This is a genomic window from Micromonospora lupini str. Lupac 08 (assembly GCF_000297395.2).
Taxonomy (GTDB): Bacteria; Actinomycetota; Actinomycetes; order Mycobacteriales; family Micromonosporaceae; genus Micromonospora; species Micromonospora lupini.
In genome coordinates, this window is record NZ_HF570107.1 from 74,758 (window position 1) to 94,500 (window position 19,743).

The following is a 19,743-nucleotide window of genomic DNA, read 5'->3' on the forward strand; positions in this document are numbered from 1 at the left end:
GGTCGGCGCGGCGGTGGCCGCCGGCGCCGGCCCGGAGACGTCCGTCGCGCTCGCCGACCGCGGCCCGGCGGGCGGGCGCGCCGCCGCGCCGGTCCAGACCGGTGGGGTACGCGCCAGGGCAGCCGACGCCTGGCGTACGGCGAGTCGGGGCGAGCGGCTGCTCGGCGGCGTGATCGGTGGGCTGGTGCTGCTGGAGTTGCTCGTCGCGCTGCTGGCCGAGCCGAACAACTTCGACTCGCAGACGTACCACCTGCCCAAGGTCGAGCACTGGGTGGCCCAGGGTGACCTCGACTTCTGGCCCACCGCCATCCACCGGCAGGTGACCATCCCGCCCGGCGCGGAGTACCTGCTCCTGCACCTGCGCCTGCTCACCGGCTCAGATGCGCTGCACAATCTGGTGCAGTGGGCCGCCGGGGTGCTCTGCCTGCTGGTGGCCGCGCGGATCACCGCGCAGCTCGGCGGCGGTCGGCGGGCTCAGTTGATCACCGCGTTCGTGCTGGCCAGCACCCCGATGGTCGTGCTCCAGGCGACCAGCACCCAGACCGACCTGGTCTGCGCGGCGTGGGTGGCGTGCGCCGCGACACTCGTCCTGGACGGGCTGCGGCGGCGGACCGGTTGGGGGACGCTGCTCTGCCTGGGCGCGGCCACCGGGTTGACGGCGGTGACGAAGACCAGTGGCCTCATCGCGGTGGGCCCGCTGCTGGTGCTCTGGGGCCTGGCCCAGCTCCGGCTGGCCCTGGCCGCCCGGGCACCGGCCGCCGCGCTGTCCGTCGGTGGTCCGTCGGCCGGCGGAGCGCCGGCCGGCGGAGCGTCGGTCGCTGCGACGTCGGCCGACGAGGCTCCGACGGGTGCCACGTCGGTTGGTCGGGTGCGGCCGGTCGGCGGGGTGGTCCGGGTCGTCGCTGGCTCGGCGCTGATCCTGGTGGTCGCGGCGGTTGTGGTGGGCCCGTTCCTGGCCCGGGTGACAGCCGAGTTCGGGCATCCGCTGGGCCCGCCGCGGCTGCGGGAGTCGATCCCGATGGAACGGCATGATCCGGCGTCGGTACTGGTCAACGCGCTGCGGATCGGGCACACGGCGTTCGACACGCCGTTGGCGCCGCTGCGCAGCGCCAGCGCGGACGCGATCATCGACGGCGCGGACGCGATAGGCGTCGACCCTCAGGACCGGGCGATCACCTTCGGCCGGGAGGTCTTTCCGGTGCCCGCCTGGTACCCGGACGAGGACCGGGTGGCCTTCCCGATCGCCGGGGCGGTGGCGTTGCTCGGGGCGCTCGTCGCGCTCGTCCGCCCGCGCCGGATCGATCCCGGCCAGGTGGGGCCGCTGCGGGCGTACGCCGTGGTGGTGCTGACCACCGTGCTGCTGCACACCGCGATGCTCAAGTGGCAGCCGTGGGGCAACCGGCTGCTGCTCTACGCCCTGGTCCTCGCCGTGCCGCTCGCCGGGCTGTGGCTGGATGCGATCCTGCGCCGCCACGCCGGCCGCGCGACGAGCACCGCCCCGACGAGCGGTCGTGCGCGGCGGTCGGTGGCCACGCTGGCGGTGGTCGCCGTGTTGGCCACCTCGGCGCTGGCCGGGGTGCTGGCGCTGTCGTACGGCTTCCCGCGGCGGCTGGTCGGCTCCGGCTCGGTGTTCACCACCTCGGACTGGGACACCCGGTTCCTGCGCCGGCCGGAGTGGGCCGACGAGTTCCGCTGGGCGGCGTCGGCGGTCCGCGACAGTGGCGCCCGGCGGATCGGGCTGGTGGAGCAGAACGACAACTGGGAGTACCCGTGGTGGCTGCTGCTGCGTCAGCCGGACGGCGGCTCGCCGGAGCTGGTGTCGTTGCAGTCGGTGCTGCCGGAACGGCCGCCGGCCGACCCGGCCTCGGTGGACGCGATCGTCTGCACCGGCAGTCAGCCGGCCTGCGCCAAGCTGGTTCCGGCTGGCTGGCGGCTGGAGTTCCGTGGCTACGTGGGCTACGCCCTGCCACCCGGCCGCTGACCGGCCCGGACCCCGATTGATCAACACGGCTTCGGCGATATCGGGGTGTTGCACCGACCGGGACACGCCCGTTTCACCGAACCCGTGTTGATCACGCCAGAGCGGTGCGGGCCCCCGGGCGTACACCCGGGGGCCCAGCGCTCACTTGTCGCGCGGGATGAGGACGAGCCGGGCGACACCCTTGTCGCCGTCCTTCGCGCCGGCGACGCCGACCTTCGCCCCGACCTTGACCTCGCTCGGCTGCACCGTCGCGCGCCGCTCGACGACCCGGAGGTCGTCGCCGAAGGTCCAGGTCATCGTGAAACCGTCGGTGGACTTGACGGTCATCGAGTCGCCGTCGATGGCGGTCACCTCGCCACGCTGCACCGCCACCGTCTGCGTACCGTTGTCCTTGGTCTGCACCACCGCCTCGCCGTGCAGGGTGTTCTTGCGGAGCTGCACACGGGCCTGGTGGCGCTTGCGCCACTCCTCGCCGCGCTTCTGCTTGTCCTTGTCCTTGTCCTTGGCCGTCGGAGAGGCGCCCGGCGCCGGGGTGGACGGTGCGGCGACGGTCTGCACGTCCAGGTCGGTGGCGTCGAAGCCCATCGCGGTAAGCGCCTGGCCCTCCACACCCATCGCCGCGGCGACCTCGACCGCCGCGTCCCGCGCGGGCTGGCTTGCCACCTCGGCCGCGCCGCAGCCGCTGACGCCGAGCGCCACCGCCGCGAACAGTGCCGTGGTGCCGGTGACGAATCCCCAACGTGGCATGACTCTCCCTCTCGTCCGTGGAGCCTTCAGCCTTCCCCGCGAGGACGAGCGGACCGTCAGGCCGATGTACGGATCCGGTAAGGATCACCGGGAAGCCGGACCGTGAAGGCCGCGCCGCCCTCGGGCGCGTGACCCGCGACGATCTCCCCGCCCAGCCGGCGGACCAGCCCGGCGGCGAGGGCCAGCCCCAGCCCGCTGCCCACCTTGCGCACCCCCCGGTAGCGCTCGTGCAACGCCCCCCGCTCGAACGCCACCGCCAGGTCGTCGTCGGTGAAGCCGGGTCCGCCGTCGCGGACCTCCAGCACACCACCGTCCGCCGGGTCCGCACCGACCGGCCGGACCGCGAGCACCACAGGCGCCCCCGGGGGTACGACCCGCAGCGCGTTCTCCAGCAGCCCGTCCACCACCTGCCGGATCCGACCCGGATCGGTGTACGCGGACACCGGCTGACCGGGCGTCTCCAGGCGGAACGACACTCCCACCGCGGCGCACCGACCCGACCAGGTCGGCTCGGCGTCGGCGGCCAGCCGGGTCAGGTCGACAGGCACCGGTTCCAGCGGAAAGTCGGCGGCCTCCAGCCGGGCCAGCGCCAGCAGGTCGCCGATCAGCCGGTCGAGGTGCTGGGCCTCGGCCAGCATCGTCCGACCGGCGTCGGCGGTGCCGTCGGTGTCGATGACGCCGTCGGCCAGCGCCTCGGCGTACCCCCGGATCGCGGTAAGCGGGGTCCGCAGCTCGTGCGAGACGGAGAGCAGGAACTCGCGCTGCCGGCCCTCGCTCGTGGTCAACGCGGCGGCCAACCCGTTCAGCGCCTCGGCCAGGTCGGCGACCTCGTCCGGCGGTTCGACAGGCACCCGGACGGCGCGGTCCCCGGCCCGCAGTCGGGCCGCGGCGGTGGCCGCGACGCGGATCGGTCGGGCCAGACGGCGGGCAAGCAGGAGGCCGGCCACCACGCCGGCGGCCAACCCGGCCAGCAGCGGCAACCAGAGGCTGAGCAGCACCTGCGCCCACAACCCGTTCGACGAGGCACGGGACAGCACCACCCCGTTGCCGCCGGGCAGCGCCCGGCCCTCCACCAGGGCGCGGTGGCCGTTGACCGAGCGGCGGGCCGACACGTTGCGGCCCTGCCCGATCCGCTGCACCACGCGGGCCGGCAGGCCCGACCGGTCGACGGTCCCGCGCCGGATCAGGTACGCGTCGATGCCCTGGTCGCGCAGTTGCTGGATGAGCCGCTCCTCGTCGACTGTGCGACCCCGGTCCAGCCGGGTGCGCAGCACCTCGGCGGCGAGTCGGGCCTGCGCGGCGAGGGCCTGCTGATCACGTCGCTCCGCGCCGCGGATCGCCAGTGGCACCGCGACGATGGCCGTGACGAGCACCGACACCAGTGCCACCGCGCAGGTGACGAGCACCGCGCGGGCGGTGAGCGTCCGGCCGAGCCGACTGCGCCGGGGTGCGGCCGGCGGGCGGACGCCGATCACCGGCAGCGCCATGGTCGGCGACTCGGCGCGTACGGGCTGCTCAGGCATCGACCGCGTACCCCACGCCCCGGTGGGTGCGGATGACGCTGACCGGGCCGAGCTTCGCCCGCACCTGGGCGACGTGCACGTCCACCGTGCGGGTTCCGGCGTGCGCGGCGTAGCCCCAGACGCCGGCCAGCAGCTCCTCCCGGGTGAAGACCCGGCCGGGCCGGGCCATGAGGTGCGCCAACAGGTCGAACTCCGTGGAGGTGAGCTGCACCGGTACGCCGTCGGCGGTGACCGTCCGACGGGCCGGGTCGAGGGTCACCGGGCCGACGACACGCGGTCGTTCCGCGCCCTCGGGGCCCCCGGCGGTACGGCGCAGCACCGCGCGTACCCGGGCGACCAACTCGCGCGGGCTGAACGGCTTCGTGACGTAGTCGTCGGCGCCCAGCTCCAGGCCGACGATCCGGTCCACCTCGTCGTCGCGGGCGGTGAGGAAGATGACTGGCGTCCAGTCACCGGCCTCGCGTAAGCGTCGGCAGATCTCGGTGCCGGGGAGGCGGGGCAGGGCGATGTCGAGGACGCAGGCGACCGGTCGCAGCCGGCGGGCGGCGCTCAGGCCCGCCTCGCCGTCGCGTTCCAGGTGTACGCCGAACCCGTCCCGGCTGAGGTAGAGCCGGACCAGGTCGGCGATGGCCGGCTCGTCCTCGACCACGAGGACGAGCCCGCGGTGCGGCGGTTCGACGGTCACCGGCCCATGATTGCCGACCCGGTCGGCTCGGAGCGATCGGTGCGTGTTCGGGTTCGGTAAAGGCGACGTGAAGGGCTGCCGTCCGGTCGGGCGTCAGCGCGCCACGGCGGGGCGGAACGCGCTGGGTCGGACGGCGGCCGGCGTGTCGCCGATGGTGGCGACGATCCGCTCGCGGGGTGCCCGCAGGCGGGTCCGGAAGGCGTGGTTGAGCAGCGCGTCGAGCTGCCACACCTGCTTCGGGTGGCTGGTGCGGACGAGGAACCGCTCGCGGATCCCGTCGATCGCGGTGGCGGCCAGCTCGACCGACCCCAGCCGGGGGTCCGGGCTCCAGGTGACGTTGCTCAGCTCGCGCAGCTCGGTGTTGAGGTGCAGGCGCAGCCGGTGCAGGAGCCGGGTCTGCTGGGTCACCACCAGTCGACGGTGGGTGAGCAGCAACAGGTAGTCGCCGGTGACCGGGCGGTCGGGGCGGCTGCAACGGGTGACCAGGATGGTGGCGTCACCGGAGCCGACACAGCGTCGGAAGACCGGCATGTGCCGGCTCACGGTCTGCACGGCAAGGCCGGCCTCGGTGGCGGCCGGGAGGAACGTTCGGGAGAAGACGTCCATGACCTGCCCAACGACCTCCCCGGCGCGGTGACGTGGGTCACGTCCAAATTTTGGAAGTTCCACGCCGCGCGTCGCACCGCCTGTCCGACTTCCGACTTCGACGGATGCCGGTCAGTGGTCGGGCTGAAGCGGGGTGGCGGCGAACAGCTCGGCGAGCCATCCGGGCACCGCCTCGGCGTACTCCGCGCGGGCCGGGTCGGCCGTGTCCAGAGCCCGCCGCCAGGAGAGCGACCGGCTCACCGCGCCCAGGTTCATGGCCAGGTCGGCGGCCTCGACGAGGGTCCGGCGGTCATAGCGGTCCGTCCACGCCTCCAGGTAACAGTCGCGCAGCCGGGCCAGGCCGGCGTCGTCGGCCGACGCCTCGGTGGCGTACCGGATCGAGCGCAGGGTCACCAGCAGCGTGCCGAACGGGTGCGCCACCGAGGCGTCACCCCAGTCGAAGTAGCGGTAGCCGGCCGGGCCGGCGAAGACGTTGCCGTCGTGCAGGTCGTCGTGCTGCACGGTGGCCGGGATGCCGATGTCCGCGAGCCGGCGGCACCGCTGCGCGTACGCCGGAAGCTCCGCCCGCAACCGCTCGTACGTCTCGACGGCGAGCCCGCCCTCCGCGCCGACGCGCAGCGAGTCGCGATCGTCGAGCAGCTCGTCGAGCAGCCCCGCCAGCACCTCCGGGCGGTGGTCCGGTACGCCGAGGGCGACCAGTTCGTCGGCGCGGGGCGCGGTGGCGAGCTGGAGTGCCGCGTACCCGGGCAGCGCCCGCTCCCAGTGCGCCAGGTCGGGGTCGCGGCCCAGCACGTCACGCAGCGACTCACCGCCGTCGGGAAGCAGCGACCAGCCCCGCTCCCGGTCCACACCGATCGGGGTCAGCACCCGCTCGGGCGCCAGCCGGGCAAGCGTCGCGATCAGGACCGCCTCGTGCGCCGTGCCCCGGTTGTTGGCCTTGAACCAGACCGGCCGGCCGTCGGTCGGCACCCGCCAGACCAGCGACCACGGCCGGACGCGCGGCTCCATCGGCCCGGTGACCCGGCGACCGGCGTTGCCGAGCTGCTCGTCGACCCAGGATCGGGCCTGCGCCTGCCACTCGTCGCTGGACCAGTCGGGGGCGCGCCCGTCGGCGATCGTCGTCACGATGGGCACCCTAGGCGGCGTGCCCGACCCGGGGCGAGACCATTTCCGCGATGCTCCTCGGCCGGCGTCGAGCCGCCGGGTCAGACCAGCTCGACGGTCCTCGGCCGGCGGCCGGGTCAGACCAGCTCGACGATCGTGGCGTTGGCCATGCCGCCGCCCTCGCACATGGTCTGGAGGCCGTAGCGGAGGCCGTTGTCCCGCATGTGCTGGAGCATCGTGGTCATGATCCGGGCGCCGGAGCCGCCGAGCGGGTGCCCGAGGGCGATCGCGCCACCGCGCGGGTTGAGCCGCTCCGGGTCCGCCTCGGTCTCCGCCAGCCAGGCCAGCGGCACCGGGGCGAACGCCTCGTTCACCTCGTACACCCCGATCTCCTCGATGCCCAGCCCCGCGCGGCGCAGCGCCTTCGCGGTGGCCGGGATGGGTGCGGTGAGCATGGTGACCGGGTCGTCGGCCGCGACCACGGCGGTGTGGATGCGGGCCAGCGGGCGCAGGCCGTGCCGGCTGGCCCACTCGGACGTGGTCACCGCGAGCGCGGCGGCGCCGTCGGAGATCTGGGAAGCGGACCCGGCGGTGACGACGCCGTCGGCGCGGAACGGGGTGGCCAGTTCGCCGAGCTTGTCCAGCGAGGTGTCCCGGCGGATGCCCTCGTCGGCGGTGAACTTGCCGCCGTCGGCGAGCGGCACGGCCGTCAGCTCCGGATCGAACGCCCCGGCGTCCTGCGCGGCGGCGGCCTTCTCGTGGCTGGCGAGCGCGAACTCGTCGAGCTGCGTACGCGAGAGTCGCCACCGGCGGGCGATCAGCTCGGCCCCGACGCCCTGGTTGAACGGCAGCGGCGCGTCGTCGGCGAAGCCCTCGACACCACGGTAGCGGGCGCGGAGCTGATCGCTGAACGGCATGCCGCCCGCCACGCTGGAGCCCATCGGCACCCGGGTCATCGACTCCACTCCGCCGGCGACCACCAGGTCGGCCTGGCCGGAGAGGACTGTCGCGGCGGCGAAGTGCAGGGCCTGCTGGCTGGAGCCGCACTGCCGGTCCAGCGTGGTGCCGGGCACCGTCTCGGGCCAGCCGGCGGCGAGCACGCCGTTGCGCGCGATGTTCCACGACTGCTCGCCGACCTGGGACACGCAGCCCCAGAAGACGTCGTCGACCTGCGTTGGGTCCAGGCCGGTGCGCTCGGCGAGGGCGCGCAGTACGTGGGCCGACAGGTCGACCGGATGGACACCGGCGAGGCTGCCCTTGCACCGCCCGACCGGGGTGCGCACCGCGCCGACGATGACCGCGTCACTCATGTTTACTCCCCGGTAACGTGGGCTGACCCGATCCTACGTCGTCGATCGACCGGCCGTCCGCCCAGGCGGCATCCGACCACCGCTGGCATGCTGGACGGGTGGACGAGATCTCCCCGGTGCGGCAGTGGCGGGTGCCGACGAACCTGCCGGTGACGAAGCTGGCCGGCGCCGTCCTGCTGGTCGCCCTCGGCCTGCTCTTCGCCGACGGCGACCCGGTACGCCTGGTCGTGGCCGGTCTGGCCGCCGCCACGCTGGCCGGTTGGGCGGTACGCGACCTGGTCGCGCCGGTCCGCCTGGCGGTGGACCCGGCGGGGCTCACAGTCATCCACGGCTTCGCCGGCCGGCGACTGCTGCCCTGGCCGACGGTCGAGGCGATAAACGTGGACCGCCGGCAGCGGCTCGGGGTGACCGGCGAGGTCCTGGAGATCGACGCGGGCGAGTCGCTGCACCTGTTCGGTCGGTACGACCTGGGTGCCACCCCGGAGGAGGTGGCCGCCGAGCTGCGCGCCGCCCGCCGATACCCCTGAGTCGTCAGCCAAGCAGTTGCGCGGTGCGGAACAGGACCAGGCCGAGCAGGATCAGCAGGATGATGGCGGCGCCCACGGCCTGCACCAGCGTACGCCGACCACGCGGCGCGTACGCGAGCACCAGGGACATCGCCGCGCCGACCACCAGGCCGCCGAGGTGCCCGGGGATCGAGATGCCCGGCACGGTCAACGTGAACACCAGGTTGATCACCAGGATGGGGATCACCTGGGAGATGTCCCTGCCGAGTTTCCGCTCGATGATGATCAGCGCGGCGAAGAGGCCGAAGACGGCGGTCGACGCGCCGGCCGTCGCCGAGTTCTGGGCGCTGAACAGGTAGGCGGCCACGTTGCCGCCGAGGCCCGCGATCAGATAGAGCGCGCCGAAGCGCAGCGGCCCGAGGTTGGCCTCCAGCGACCGGCCCAGCACCCACAGCGCCCACATGTTGAGCAGCAGGTGGATCACGCCGTAGTGCAGGAACATCGCGGTGACCAGCCGATACCACTGGCCTTCGGCGATGCCGCCGAGCGTGCCGTCGGGGAAGACCGCCAGCCCGAGCACCGAACCCCAGTTGGTAAGCGGGGTGCCGCCGCCCATCAGACCGCCGAAGCCGGAACCGCCGACTGCCGCGTCCCCACCCCGGTCGGAGGCGATGGACAGCAGCATGAGCAGCACGTTCAGGGCGATGATGCCCTTCGTGACGTAGCCGTGCCGGCCGGCCGTACCACCACCGAAGGCGGTACGTGCCGGCCGGACGGTGCGACGTCCCTCGTTGACGCACTCCGGGCACTGGTGCCCGACGGACGCCTCCCGCATGCACTCCGGGCAGATCGGCCGGTCGCAGCGGGTGCACCGGACGTAGGTCTCGCGACCAGGGTGCCGGTAGCAGACCGGGGTGGTCGGCGGGGACTCGCTCACCGGGCCGATCCTCCGTCCGCCACCGCGCGGCTCACCGACGCTGGCCGGCGCGGTGCTCCGGAGCGCTCAATCATGCGAGCAAAGGTACCTCGCGGGTTCGTCAGGCGGCAGACCGCTCGATCTCGACCCGCTCGATGACGACGTCCTGGAGCGGACGGTCGCTCGGGCCGGTCGGGGTGTTCGCGATCGAGTCGACGACCTTCACCGACTCCTCGTCGGCGACCTGGCCGAAGATGGTGTGCCGGTTGTTGAGGTGCGGCGTCGGGGACACGGTGATGAAGAACTGCGAACCGTTGGTGCCGGGTCCGGCGTTCGCCATCGCCAGCAGGTACGGCCGGTCGAAGCGCAGCTCCGGGTGGAACTCGTCGGCGAACTTGTAGCCCGGCCCGCCCCGGCCGGTGCCGGTCGGGTCTCCCATCTGGACCATGAAACCGCTGATCACGCGGTGCGAGATGGTGCCGTCGTAGTACGGCCCGCTGCCCGGCTGACCGGTGCGCGGGTCGGTGTACTCCCGGTTGCCCTCGGCCAGGTCGATGAAGTTACGGACCGTCTTCGGAGCGTGGTTCGGGAAGAGCTCCAGCCGGATCGGGCCAGCGTTGGTGTGCAGGGTGGCGTAGACAGCCTCGGCCACGGGTACTCCTCACTCGTTGGTCAGTTCCATGCGGATCCTCCCATGTGCCCGATCTGGCATCGCGGAGGCATCCGTTGGTGGAGGATGACGAAGGAACAACTCCCAGGAGGTAGGACCGTGTTTGGAATCGGGCGGCGTCAGTCCCAGGGCCAGCTCGCCAAGGCTGAGCTGAACCAGAGCATCAGCCACCTGATGCAGGCAGCCAACCACGCGGCCAAGGGCGCCGGCGCGACCGTCGGTCCTCGGGTCCAGGTGGCCCGGGGCTACGTGGGGCCGGCTGCGGTGAAGGTGCGCGACCGCGCGTCGACCGGCTGGGGAACCACACTCACCACGCTGGCACCGCTGGCGGCGGCAGCCCGGGACGGCGCCGCGCAGGCAGGGCCGCTGACCAGGAAGGCCAAGTCGAAGACCATGCGGATCACCGGGAAGAAGAAGCAGCCGCGCCGTCGCGGCTCGATGATGACCGGCCTGCTGGCCGCGGGCGCCATCGCCGGCCTGGCCGGTGCGGTCGCCCTGCGTCGCCGCCGGGAGCAGCAGGAGTGGGCGGAGTACGACCCGACCCGCTCCCTGGAGCCGATGCGCGACGAGGTCGACTCGATCGAGGTGCGCACGCCGGCCGCGACCAAGGGGACCGACGGGTCCGCCATGAGCGGCGCGCCCGGAATGACCGGTGCGGGCAGCTCGGCGGTCGCCGGCGGCGACAGCGCCAGCACCACCGCCCCGGCCAAGCAGACCGGGATCCGCCCGACCGACAAGGTCCCCTCGGTGGCCGAGGGCGCCACGGACGTCACCGGTCGGCCGACCGACGACCTCACCAAGGCGCTGGGCAAGGACACGGCCCGCACCAACGGCCGTCGCTGACCCCCGACACAGCAACGCAGCGAGCGCCGGCGACGCGGGTTCTCCCCGCTCGCCGGCGCTGCCGCGTCGAGCGGCGCACCCCGCGTGAGCTGAACCCTCGCAAGATCCACTCGGGTTTCATGAAATCGGGATGTCCGGGTCCATGGGATGCCCCGACTTCACGGAAGCCGAGTGGATCACGGTGCCGGTCCGGCCGCGGAGCGGTCCGGGCGCGGAGCGGTCCGGGCGCCGCCGCCGCGCGGTCAGAGCCAGCCGTTGCGGCGGAACCAGCGGTAGAGGGCCAGGGAGACACCGAGCATCAGGGCCAGGGCCACCGGATAGCCGTACGTCATCTTCAGCTCGGGCATGTTCTCGAAGTTCATGCCCTCGACGCCGGCGATGGAGGTCCAGACCGCCGCGATGGCCGCCCACGCGGCGATCTTGCGCATGTCGTTGTTCTGGTCGACGCTTACCTGGGCCAGCCGCGCCTGCAGGATCGAGTTCAGCAGGTCGTCGTACGAGTTCACCTGCTCGACGGTGCGACTCAGGTGGTCCTGCACGTCCCGGAAGTACTTACGGATCTCCTTGGGCACCTCGCGGTTCACCTGGGAGGTGAGCGACATGAGCGGTCGCTGCAACGGGATCACCGCCCGCTTGAACTCCACCAGCTCCCGCTTCATCTGGTAGATCCGCTGGATCCGGCCGTGGCTGTTGCGGTCGAAGACCTCGGCCTCCAGCACGTCCAGGTCGTCCTCGAGCTGCTCGGCCACCTCCAGATAGAGGTCGACCACCCGGTCGGTCACGCCGTACGCGACCGCCCACGGGCCCTGGAGCAGCAACTCCTGCTTGGTCTCCAGGTCGGCGCGGACCGGGGAGAGTCGGCAGGCGTCCCCGTGCCGGACGCTGATCAGGAAGTTCGGGCCGATGAACAGCATCACCTGGCCGGTCTCGACGACCTCGGAGGTCTCGGTCAGTTCGGTGTGCTCGCAGTACCGGGCGGTGCGCAGCACCAGGAAGGTCACGTCCCCGAAGCGCTCCAGCTTGGGCCGCTGCTCGGCCTTCACCGCGTCCTCGACGGCCAGCTCGTGCAGGCCGTACGTCTCCGCGATGGCGGTCATCTCGGCCAGCTCCGGCTGGTGCAGACCGATCCAGACGAAGCCGTGCTCCTCCCGGCGGGCCGCCTCCAACGCCTCCGCGTACGTCCAGTCGCCGGGCTGTCGCTTGCCGTCGACGTAGAGAGCGCAGTCGACCACCCCGCTGCGGCCGGTGCCGGGGGACGCCGGAGTGGGCGGCGATCCGTCGGCGTTGAGCATCCTGGTCACCGCCCGGACCGGCGACGGCCAGGCCCGGGGTCGCAGCACCCGGGACGTGCTCAGCGGCGCCGTCCGGCCCCGCTCTGCCCGATCCGTCATCGCGACACCTCCCCGCGCTCGCCTGCGGCTTGCAGGCTACGCCGATGGTCGCCATCGGCAGGTGTGACGGCGGTCGCGGGTGCGGCGCCGGGCGGGCCGGGCCGCATCGGGGGGTGAAGGACGACACGGCCCACCCGGCGCCCGTGGGGGCGGGGGTTGTGCTGCACGCGTAGCCCGAGGTGGCGGCGAGGCGGTGATCCTCGCTACACCTGGCGGGTGACGCTCGCAGCATTGTGAGCCGCCGGCCGTCCGTTGGGGAGTCCCTGGACGGCGGGCATCGTCGTTCTGTCGGGAACCCGACAGAAATTCAGTTCCGGATCGCCTCGACAGCCGCCGCGAGCCGACGGACACCCTCGTCGATCTTGTCGGCCGTCACCGCCGAGAAGGCCAGCCGCAGGGCGTGCCGCCCACCGTCGAGAACGAAATCGCTGCCCTTGACCACGGCGACCCCACGCTCGGCCGCCGCCGGGGCGAGCTGGTCCACCAGCACGTCCTCAGGGAACTCCACCCACAGGAAGTAGCCGCCGTCGGGCTCCACGAACCGGGCCTGCGGCAGGTGCCGGCGCAGCGACTCGGCCAGCACCCGGGCACGTTCGCCGAGCGCCGATCGGACGGTCTCGATCGAGCGGTCGATGTCGCCGGAGACGCAGAACTGGTGCACGATCGCCTGCGACACCATGCCGGGCGAGATGTAGAGGCTCGTCGCGTTCTTGGCGATGTCGGCGATCAGATCCGCCGGGCCGACCAGGTAACCGACCCGTACGCCCGGGCAGACCGTCTTGGTGAAGCTCGACGCGTGCACGACCACGTTGCGGGTGTCCAGCGAGAGCATCGACGGCAGCGCCTCGCCGCGGAAGCGGATGTCCGCGTACGGGTCGTCCTCGAAGATCGTGAACTCGTACTCGGCGGCCAGGTCGAGCAGCTCCCGGCGCTTCTCCAGCGACAGCGTCATGCCAGCCGGGTTCTGGTAGTTCGGGATGACGTGCGCGAGCCGGGGGCGGACCCCGGACTCCAGCAGCTTGCGCAGCTCGGCGGTGTCCAGACCGTCCGGCTGGACCGAGATGCCGTGCAGTTCGCTGCCCATCCGCTGGAGGTTGAGCAGCGTGCGGTCGTAGGTCGGACGCTCGACCACCACCGCGTCGCCGGGACGGACCAGGTGGTCGAAGAGGAAGGCGTCGGCCTGGAGCGAGCCGTTGGTGACAAGCACCTGGTTGGCATCCACCCCGTGCTTCTCGGCGATCCACTTTCGCAGCGGAAGGTAACCGACGGAGGTGCCGTACGCCGTGACCCCCGCGGGGTCGGCGTCGAAGGCGCGTACGGCGGCGGCCTTGAGCCCCTCGACATCGACGATGTCCAGCGAGGGCGCCCCACGGGCAAAGGAGATCAGCTGCTCGGCGGTCATGGACATTGAGCGTACGGGCGGCGGCGGGGAACGCGCGGACGGCACGGCGATGTCCGCATCCTGAGCCACCGGGACGGGTGACCCGCGTCGACCGGTCGACGTCAGATCAGACCGGAAGTGCGAGCGAGTCGTGCTGCGTCGCCCGGGAAAGGCCCTCCAACTGCACGCCGAGCGCGTCGAGGAGCTGACTCCAGTCGAAGTAGGAGCGCCACGCCACGATCCGGCCCCGGCGTGCCCGGACCACGTCGGCCACCTCCCAGCTCACCGACCGGCCGGTCGGAGCGACAGTGCCGTACGGCGAGTGCAGCGTGCCGGTGTGGGTGCCGCTGAGGCGCAGCTCCACCGCCGCGCCGCCGGACGTGCGCACCGCGCCCAGCGGGTCGATCCGCAGATCCGGAAATGCGCCGGTCCAGGTGCGCAGCAGCGCGGGCAGCTCGATCGGCCGGACCGTGACACCCGGCATGGCGTAGAACGCCTCCGGGGCGTACAGATCCGGCAGGCGGGCCACGTCCCGACGCAGGAGCATGGCGTACTGCTGCTCGACCAGGCGCTCCGCGTCACGCATGATTCCCTCCCACGGCACGGCGGTCCGTGCCCGCAGGGAAGAAGTACCCATCGATCCCGCTGCCACACCCGAGCACCGGAGACTCAGGCACCGAGGTAGTCGGTCACGTCGAACGGGTCGTCGAGCGGGTCATGATCGATGACCAGCCGCTGCCCGGCCCGGCTTCTGAGGTCGTCAATCATGTCGAGCGACACCCCAGCCACTCCGCCGGACATGCTGACGTACTCCAAAAGTGGCAGATCACCGAGCGCGCTGATGTCGCTGAGGCGATGGCACCGGTTGAGATACAACCGGCGAAGCCGCGACTGGTTCCGGAGGAAGTCCAACGAATGGATCCCGGAGTTGCTCAGGTCGAGCACCTCCAGCCCGGCGAGGTCCTTCAGCGGAGCGGTCGGCTGCGCCAGCAGTTCGCAGTTGGGCAGCACGAGGTGGGTCAGCGACGGAAGGCGGGGTAGCTGATCGAGGTGCGTCAGGTCTCGGATTCCGCCCGTACGCAGCACCTGGAGGCCGGTGGCCGGGGCGAGTGACCGCAGGTCGGAGACATAGACCGGACCACCCAACTCGACCTCGCGCAGGGTCGCCGACAGCGCGGGGAACGGCGCACGACGACTGGACGAGAAGACCACGTTGAGGCGGCGCAGGCTGACACAGCCCGCGATCCCGCTGATGTTGTCGACCCCGTCGGCCGAGCGGACCCGCAGGGTGCGCAGATTGCCGAGGTGCGAGCAGAAGTCCAGTTCGGTGACCTGACAGCGGTCCAACGAGAGGGTGCGGAGGCCTTCGAGCCGGGAGATCCACGCAAACTCGTAGAGCTGCCGGCAACCGTCCAGCACCAGCACCCGCAGTGAACTCCGCCCCGCTAACGCCTCCACCTGCTCAGGCGGAACCGCGGCGCAACCGCCCAGATGGACCTCGGCCAGGTTTGGCAGTTGCGCCAGCTCCGCGACGTCACTCATGGTGGTGCAGCCGGTGAGGTTGAGTCGCCGCAGCGTGGGCAGTGCCGCCAATCCTGCCGAGCTGCGCAGCCCGGTCACATGCGAGCAATCCAGTTCCTGCAGTTTGTCGAGCTTGGCCAGGCAGGACAGATCAGCGAGCTCTCCGTCGACGGTGATCCGTACCGCCCGAGCCGACGTCACGTGCTTCAGCGCCTCGAGCTGCGGCCGGGTCCGTACGGCCACCTCGTGCTCGCCGAGCTGAAGTGGTGCCAGCACCTGCTGGGCGTACAGCTCGGCGTCGAACCGACCCCAGGCGGCGAGAAGAGCTGGTACGACAGACGTGGCAATCGGAGACGCGGCATAACGCGCAAGGATCTTCATGGCCGCCGGACCACCGACCCGGGCCGCAGCCGCGATGCAGGCGCTGACCACCTCCGGTGACCGTTGGTGGTGACCGTCCAGCCAGCTGAGCAGTTCCTCGCCGAGGCCGGTCAGGGAACGTGCCTCCTCCAGCGAACGAGGTGGCAACACCTCCTCGATCATCGTGGAGGCCCGCCGCGCGACGGACTGGCTCACCCGGCCGGCGGCGGTGAGGCACTCGGCCGCGAGCAGGAGCAGATCCCGGCGGCTCTCCAGGGACATCTCGGCAACGTCAAGGATTGCCCCGACCAGAGCGGAGACCGCCCGTTCCTGCACCGGTGCGCTGGCGGCGAAGACAATCACCCGCCGCCACTCAGGCTCCAGCACATGCGCCACGAGGTCCTCGATAGGCCCGTCGGCGTACGCCCAACCGGTCAGGAACTCCTGGATCGAGCGGTGCGCGAACTGCGCCTGATCGTCGGCGACCCGCTGGAGCACGATGCTGCGGGACAGCAGGTGGGTGAGGGCGTCCTCAGCTCGGACCCGCACCGACACCATGCCGTTGAGCTGCTCGGCGACGATCTCCTGGGCGGTCTTGGCCCGCAGGTCCAGGTCGACTGCGTCGCCGCGCTGCACGAGCTCCTCATCGCGCAGCCGGCTCAACGGCTCCACTCGGATCGTGGTGGTGGAGGTCGCGGTCATGTGCATGGCGATCGCCTCCAACAGAACGAGCTTCTGCCGGTAGGTGAGACCGCCCTCGTCGCTCCGGTCGACCTTCCGCGCGTCGTCACGGAAGTGGATCAAAGCCTCCACGACCCGCTGGTAGAGATCGGCACGGCTCTCCGGGGCGGAGTCCGAGAGCTTGTGCGCATAGAAGGCGCAGAGCATGGCGCAGAGCAGCGGGGTCTCGCTCAGGTCGCGCACCGTCGGACGATTCTGGAAGTCGAAGATGAGCTGCTGGTGCTGCTCCCGGTATTCGTTGACCTTGCTCGCTACGGCGGTACCGCTGATCAGGACATGGAACCATCGGTTGATGCAGTCGCGCGCCTCACCTTCCGACATCGGCATCAACTGCAGCCCGTCGAAGTACCGCCGGGCGAACCACCCGTAGTCGAGGCTGTCCGGCCGGGACGTGACGATGAAGTTCGCACCCGGATGTGCCCGGAGCAGCTTGTCGAGCCATACGTACGCCCGCAACTTGTCATGGTGCGACAGCTCGTCGAAACCGTCGAAGAGCACGAGCGCCTCCCCGCGGTCGAGGCAATCGCGGACCCACGACCCCGGCACGTCCGACCCGCGCCAAGCGGCGGCTCGGATCAGGTCCTCGTAGTTCGGCTCGCGACCGGGGGCGAACGCGTAGCGCAGCTGGGCGACGAATGGTACGCACCCTGACCAGCTCGCCATGGACTCCGGGAGCCGGCGCTGTGCCGTGCTGATGGCCAACCACTGGCTGATCGTGGTCTTGCCCGACCCGGCCGAACCGGTGAGCAGCACCCGCGCCCCTCGCCTCGGTTCACGGGCGGTGGCAATGCGACCCAGAGCCGCGTCGACGGCCGGGCTCCCGTCGACGGACGCCTGCCCCCCGGCGCCCGGCACCCTCGATGCCCGGAGCCGGATGTACGCCACGTCGACGGGATGGCGGCGCAACTCGATCGGCAGGTTCAGGCCGAACAGATCGGCGTACCTCGTAGGTGCTCGCCACGTCGGAGCGGTAGCCGGCCTCGAACCGGCTCATCTCCTCGGCCAGCCCTGGCCGGAACTTCGGCAGCACCACGCTGGTGATTCCGCGCTCCAGCATCGCGTCGATTCTCCGCGTCGCCACGTACGTCTCCCAGGCGACATCGCTGTCGAAGCCGGGCAGGTCGCGGACCAGCGCGGAAACGTACGCGGCCGCTTCGATGAGGTACAGCCTGCCGTAGGAGACCGCCTTCTCGCCCAGATCATCGGCCCGCCAGCGGCGCTCGGCGGCCGGTGCCAGCGCGGCACGGAGCTGCTCCGTGGTGATGGCCTCCTGGACGATGCGACTCTTACTCGGCCGGAATTTGGTGAGCGCCTCCTCCACACCCTGCACCGCGAGGCGACGCTCGGCGTCGTCCAAGCCCGCGTACTCGATCGACTCGATGCGCCCGAGTCGGTCGGCGATGCGGTCGGCGGCGTCGGCGAGACGCCTGGGCAGTGCCTTGCCCTCAAGGCTGTCCGCGTCCAACTTGCCGATTGCGGCGACGACGTCCTCGATGCCCTGGATCCTCGCCTCCGCGCCCGGAAACAGAATCTTGAAGCCGGCGGCGATTATCTTCCTGGCCACGCCCTCGCGCTGAACAGGTGACGTCATCGACCGACTCCTCAGCTTCGACGGACCGTCCATTGTATTTCCGCGCGACCAGCTCCATTCAGTCAGATCAATTACTCGACACTGCCGGCCGCTCGGCTCAGCCCGCGGCGGCCACCTGGCTCTCCGCCCAGACCCGCATGATGTCCCGAACCGAGATCACCCCGGCCACCTCTCCGCCGTCGAGCACGACCAGGTGCCGGAAACCGCCCCGGGCCATCGCGGCGGCGGCCTCGGCAACCGTCCACTCCGGGCCCGCGTAGACCACGTCCCAGGTCAGGTGGGCGCCGGTGCGTTCGGTGTCGCAGTCGAGGCCCGCGCCGATGGCCTTCAACACGTCGCGTTCGGTCATGATCCCGACCCCCTCGGACTCGGGATCGATCACGACCGCCGACCCGACACCGCGGGCCGACATCATCCGGGCCGCCTGACGGAGCGTGTGCTCCGGACCGACGACGAGGACCTGGCTGGACATCGCTTCCCGTACCTGCATCACACATCACTCCTTTGGGACGGTGGCATTCGGTACGGACATGGTCGTCCGTGGATGTTTCCGGGACAAGACCGGGCATCGTCGCGATGCCGGGTCGCTCGCTACTGTCGAAGCGTGTCCACCGAGCCCCTGCGCTGCGCCGGCGCATTGATCGCCGACCGCGACGGCCGCATCTTCTTCCAGCGCCGCTCACCCCAGCGACGCCTGTTTCCCAACTGCTGGGACATCGTCGGCGGCCACCTGGAACCGGGCGAGGACATCGACGAGGCTCTGCGCCGGGAGGTCACCGAGGAGACCGGGTGGGTTCTCTCGCACGTCCTCGGACAGGTGGGCGAGTACACCTACGTCGGCGACGACGGCCTGGCCCGCATCGAGTACGACTTCCTGGTCCGGGTGGACGGCGACCTCGACCACCCGACGCTGGAGGCGGGCAAGCACACCGAGTACCGCTGGCTGGCCGAGCACGAGGTGACCGTGCTGGACGAGAACCGCGACGTCAACGACGGTCTGATCCGGCGGATCGCGGAGGAGGGCTTCGCCGTCCTGCGGTCGATCGGTCGGTGAACACCGTCGAGCTGGCCCCGCACCGGATCGCCGGTCTGCTCGCCCCGGCCGTGGACCGGACGTTCCGCGCCGGCATGCTCGCCGGCCGCGACGGCGGCGGCGCCGAGCTGAGCCAGCGGTACGGCGGGCCGACCGCGAACGGCTTCCTCGTGGACCTGCGCACCCGGCTCGCCGCGCCGGGCGGCACCGTCGACGGGCCGGACTTCGCGGCGATCACCCGCTACGCCGACCCGGTCACGGTCCGCCGGGCCGTGGACAAGCAGGTGGCGTACGGCATGCTCCACCGCCGCCCGGACGGGGCGCTGTCCGCCACCGAGCGGGGCGCCGCCTTCCTCGGCGAGCTGTACCAGGTGCACGCCGAGGTCACCGAGGAGCTGTGGGCCGGGCACGACGAGCGGGTCACGCGGCTCGTGGCGGCACTCGGCCGGCTGCTGACGTACGCCCTGGTGCTGGCCGACGCCGACGGCGACCGGGACGGGTCGGCGTTCGCGGCGCTGGCGCCCCCGCACGAGCCGGACGGCACCCCGCCCGGCGTGCTGCTGCTCAACCGGCTCGGCACGCTGCGCTACCACCGGGCCGACGCGCACGCCGCGGCCTGGACGGCCGCCGGTCACACCGCGTCAAGCATCGCCGCCCTGCCCGCCGGCCCCGAGCGGCTGGCCATCGAGCTGGAGACCGACCGCCGGGCCGCCGGCCCGTACGCCGCGCTGGACGCGGAGGAGCGGCTGACGATGCTCGCCGACCTGGCGGCGCTGCCCGGCTGACCCGGTTGGCCGGAGCCGCACGGCCGGCCGGCGCTATCCTCCACCGGTG

The 19,743-nt window shown here is 71.9% G+C and carries 19 protein-coding genes; 5 read left to right on the forward strand and 14 right to left on the reverse strand.

Going from position 1 to position 19,743, the window contains the following annotated elements:
• A partial coding sequence (locus tag MILUP08_RS00385) for a phospholipid carrier-dependent glycosyltransferase (protein ID WP_144056845.1) occupies positions 1 to 1,981 on the forward strand: 1,981 nt, incomplete at its 5' end.
• Between the two features lie 141 nt (positions 1,982 to 2,122).
• On the opposite strand, the gene MILUP08_RS00390 is transcribed toward MILUP08_RS00385, so the two are convergent.
• The 6 genes from MILUP08_RS00390 to MILUP08_RS00415 form a co-directional block, all read right to left on the reverse strand.
• Positions 2,123 to 2,728, reverse strand: coding sequence for a hypothetical protein (locus MILUP08_RS00390; RefSeq protein ID WP_007453626.1), 606 nt, complete (start codon positions 2,726 to 2,728; stop codon positions 2,123 to 2,125).
• Positions 2,729 to 2,784: 56 nt separating this feature from the next.
• Positions 2,785 to 4,251 carry a sensor histidine kinase gene (locus tag MILUP08_RS00395; RefSeq protein ID WP_007453628.1) on the reverse strand — a complete coding sequence of 489 codons (1,467 nt, stop codon included), beginning with the start codon at positions 4,249 to 4,251 and terminating at the stop codon, positions 2,785 to 2,787.
• A complete protein-coding gene (locus tag MILUP08_RS00400; RefSeq protein WP_007453630.1) occupies positions 4,244 to 4,936 on the reverse strand; it encodes a response regulator transcription factor in 693 nt (230 codons plus the stop codon). The genes MILUP08_RS00395 and MILUP08_RS00400 overlap by 8 nt, the downstream gene beginning before the upstream one ends.
• Positions 4,937 to 5,029: 93 nt before the next feature.
• Positions 5,030 to 5,542 (reverse strand): hypothetical protein, encoded by a 513-nt coding sequence (locus tag MILUP08_RS00405; protein WP_007453632.1) that lies wholly within the window; start codon positions 5,540 to 5,542, stop codon positions 5,030 to 5,032.
• Between the two features lie 111 nt (positions 5,543 to 5,653).
• A complete protein-coding gene (locus MILUP08_RS00410; RefSeq protein WP_007453634.1) occupies positions 5,654 to 6,667 on the reverse strand; it encodes a protein kinase family protein in 1,014 nt (337 codons plus the stop codon).
• 116 nt (positions 6,668 to 6,783) lie between these two features.
• Entirely contained in the window at positions 6,784 to 7,956 is a 1,173-nt protein-coding gene (locus MILUP08_RS00415; RefSeq protein ID WP_007453635.1) for a thiolase family protein, read from the reverse strand.
• A 98-nt stretch (positions 7,957 to 8,054) separates the two neighbouring features.
• Between MILUP08_RS00415 and MILUP08_RS00420 the strand changes: the two genes are divergently transcribed.
• Positions 8,055 to 8,483, forward strand: coding sequence for a PH domain-containing protein (locus tag MILUP08_RS00420; protein ID WP_007453637.1), 429 nt, complete (start codon positions 8,055 to 8,057; stop codon positions 8,481 to 8,483).
• 4 nt (positions 8,484 to 8,487) lie between these two features.
• On the opposite strand, the gene MILUP08_RS00425 is transcribed toward MILUP08_RS00420, so the two are convergent.
• Both MILUP08_RS00425 and MILUP08_RS00430 read right to left on the reverse strand, forming a co-directional pair.
• Positions 8,488 to 9,399 carry a rhomboid family intramembrane serine protease gene (locus tag MILUP08_RS00425; RefSeq protein WP_007453639.1) on the reverse strand — a complete coding sequence of 304 codons (912 nt, stop codon included), beginning with the start codon at positions 9,397 to 9,399 and terminating at the stop codon, positions 8,488 to 8,490.
• A gap of 100 nt (positions 9,400 to 9,499) precedes the next feature.
• Entirely contained in the window at positions 9,500 to 10,030 is a 531-nt protein-coding gene (locus tag MILUP08_RS00430; protein ID WP_007453641.1) for a peptidylprolyl isomerase, read from the reverse strand.
• Positions 10,031 to 10,114: 84 nt separating this feature from the next.
• On the opposite strand from MILUP08_RS00430, the gene MILUP08_RS00435 reads away from it, so the two are divergent.
• Positions 10,115 to 10,891 (forward strand): hypothetical protein, encoded by a 777-nt coding sequence (locus MILUP08_RS00435; RefSeq protein ID WP_039905000.1) that lies wholly within the window; start codon positions 10,115 to 10,117, stop codon positions 10,889 to 10,891.
• Between the two features lie 242 nt (positions 10,892 to 11,133).
• Here MILUP08_RS00435 and corA read toward each other — a convergent pair whose 3' ends face one another.
• From corA to MILUP08_RS00465, 6 genes are all read right to left on the reverse strand, one after another.
• Entirely contained in the window at positions 11,134 to 12,282 is a 1,149-nt protein-coding gene (gene corA, locus MILUP08_RS00440; protein ID WP_007453643.1) for a magnesium/cobalt transporter CorA, read from the reverse strand.
• 307 nt (positions 12,283 to 12,589) lie between these two features.
• Complete coding sequence (locus MILUP08_RS00445) at positions 12,590 to 13,684, reverse strand: aminotransferase-like domain-containing protein (protein WP_007453646.1); 1,095 nt, start codon at positions 13,682 to 13,684, stop codon at positions 12,590 to 12,592.
• 106 nt (positions 13,685 to 13,790) lie between these two features.
• Complete coding sequence (locus tag MILUP08_RS00450; RefSeq protein ID WP_007453648.1) at positions 13,791 to 14,249, reverse strand: ester cyclase; 459 nt, start codon at positions 14,247 to 14,249, stop codon at positions 13,791 to 13,793.
• Between the two features lie 83 nt (positions 14,250 to 14,332).
• Positions 14,333 to 17,038, reverse strand: coding sequence for an NACHT domain-containing protein (locus MILUP08_RS00455; RefSeq protein WP_007453650.1), 2,706 nt, complete (start codon positions 17,036 to 17,038; stop codon positions 14,333 to 14,335).
• A gap of 19 nt (positions 17,039 to 17,057) precedes the next feature.
• A complete protein-coding gene (locus MILUP08_RS35720) occupies positions 17,058 to 17,876 on the reverse strand; it encodes an NACHT N-terminal Helical domain 1-containing protein (RefSeq protein WP_007453652.1) in 819 nt (272 codons plus the stop codon).
• Between the two features lie 97 nt (positions 17,877 to 17,973).
• The gene (locus MILUP08_RS00465) at positions 17,974 to 18,366 is read right to left on the reverse strand and encodes a CBS domain-containing protein (protein WP_039905087.1); all 393 of its coding nucleotides are present in this window, start codon (positions 18,364 to 18,366) and stop codon (positions 17,974 to 17,976) included.
• 114 nt (positions 18,367 to 18,480) lie between these two features.
• Between MILUP08_RS00465 and MILUP08_RS00470 the strand changes: the two genes are divergently transcribed.
• Positions 18,481 to 18,930 (forward strand): NUDIX hydrolase, encoded by a 450-nt coding sequence (locus MILUP08_RS00470; protein WP_007453655.1) that lies wholly within the window; start codon positions 18,481 to 18,483, stop codon positions 18,928 to 18,930.
• Complete coding sequence (locus MILUP08_RS00475) at positions 18,927 to 19,694, forward strand: hypothetical protein (protein ID WP_007453657.1); 768 nt, start codon at positions 18,927 to 18,929, stop codon at positions 19,692 to 19,694. Before MILUP08_RS00470 ends, MILUP08_RS00475 begins: the two co-directional genes overlap by 4 nt.
• Positions 19,695 to 19,743: the final 49 nt, after the last annotated feature.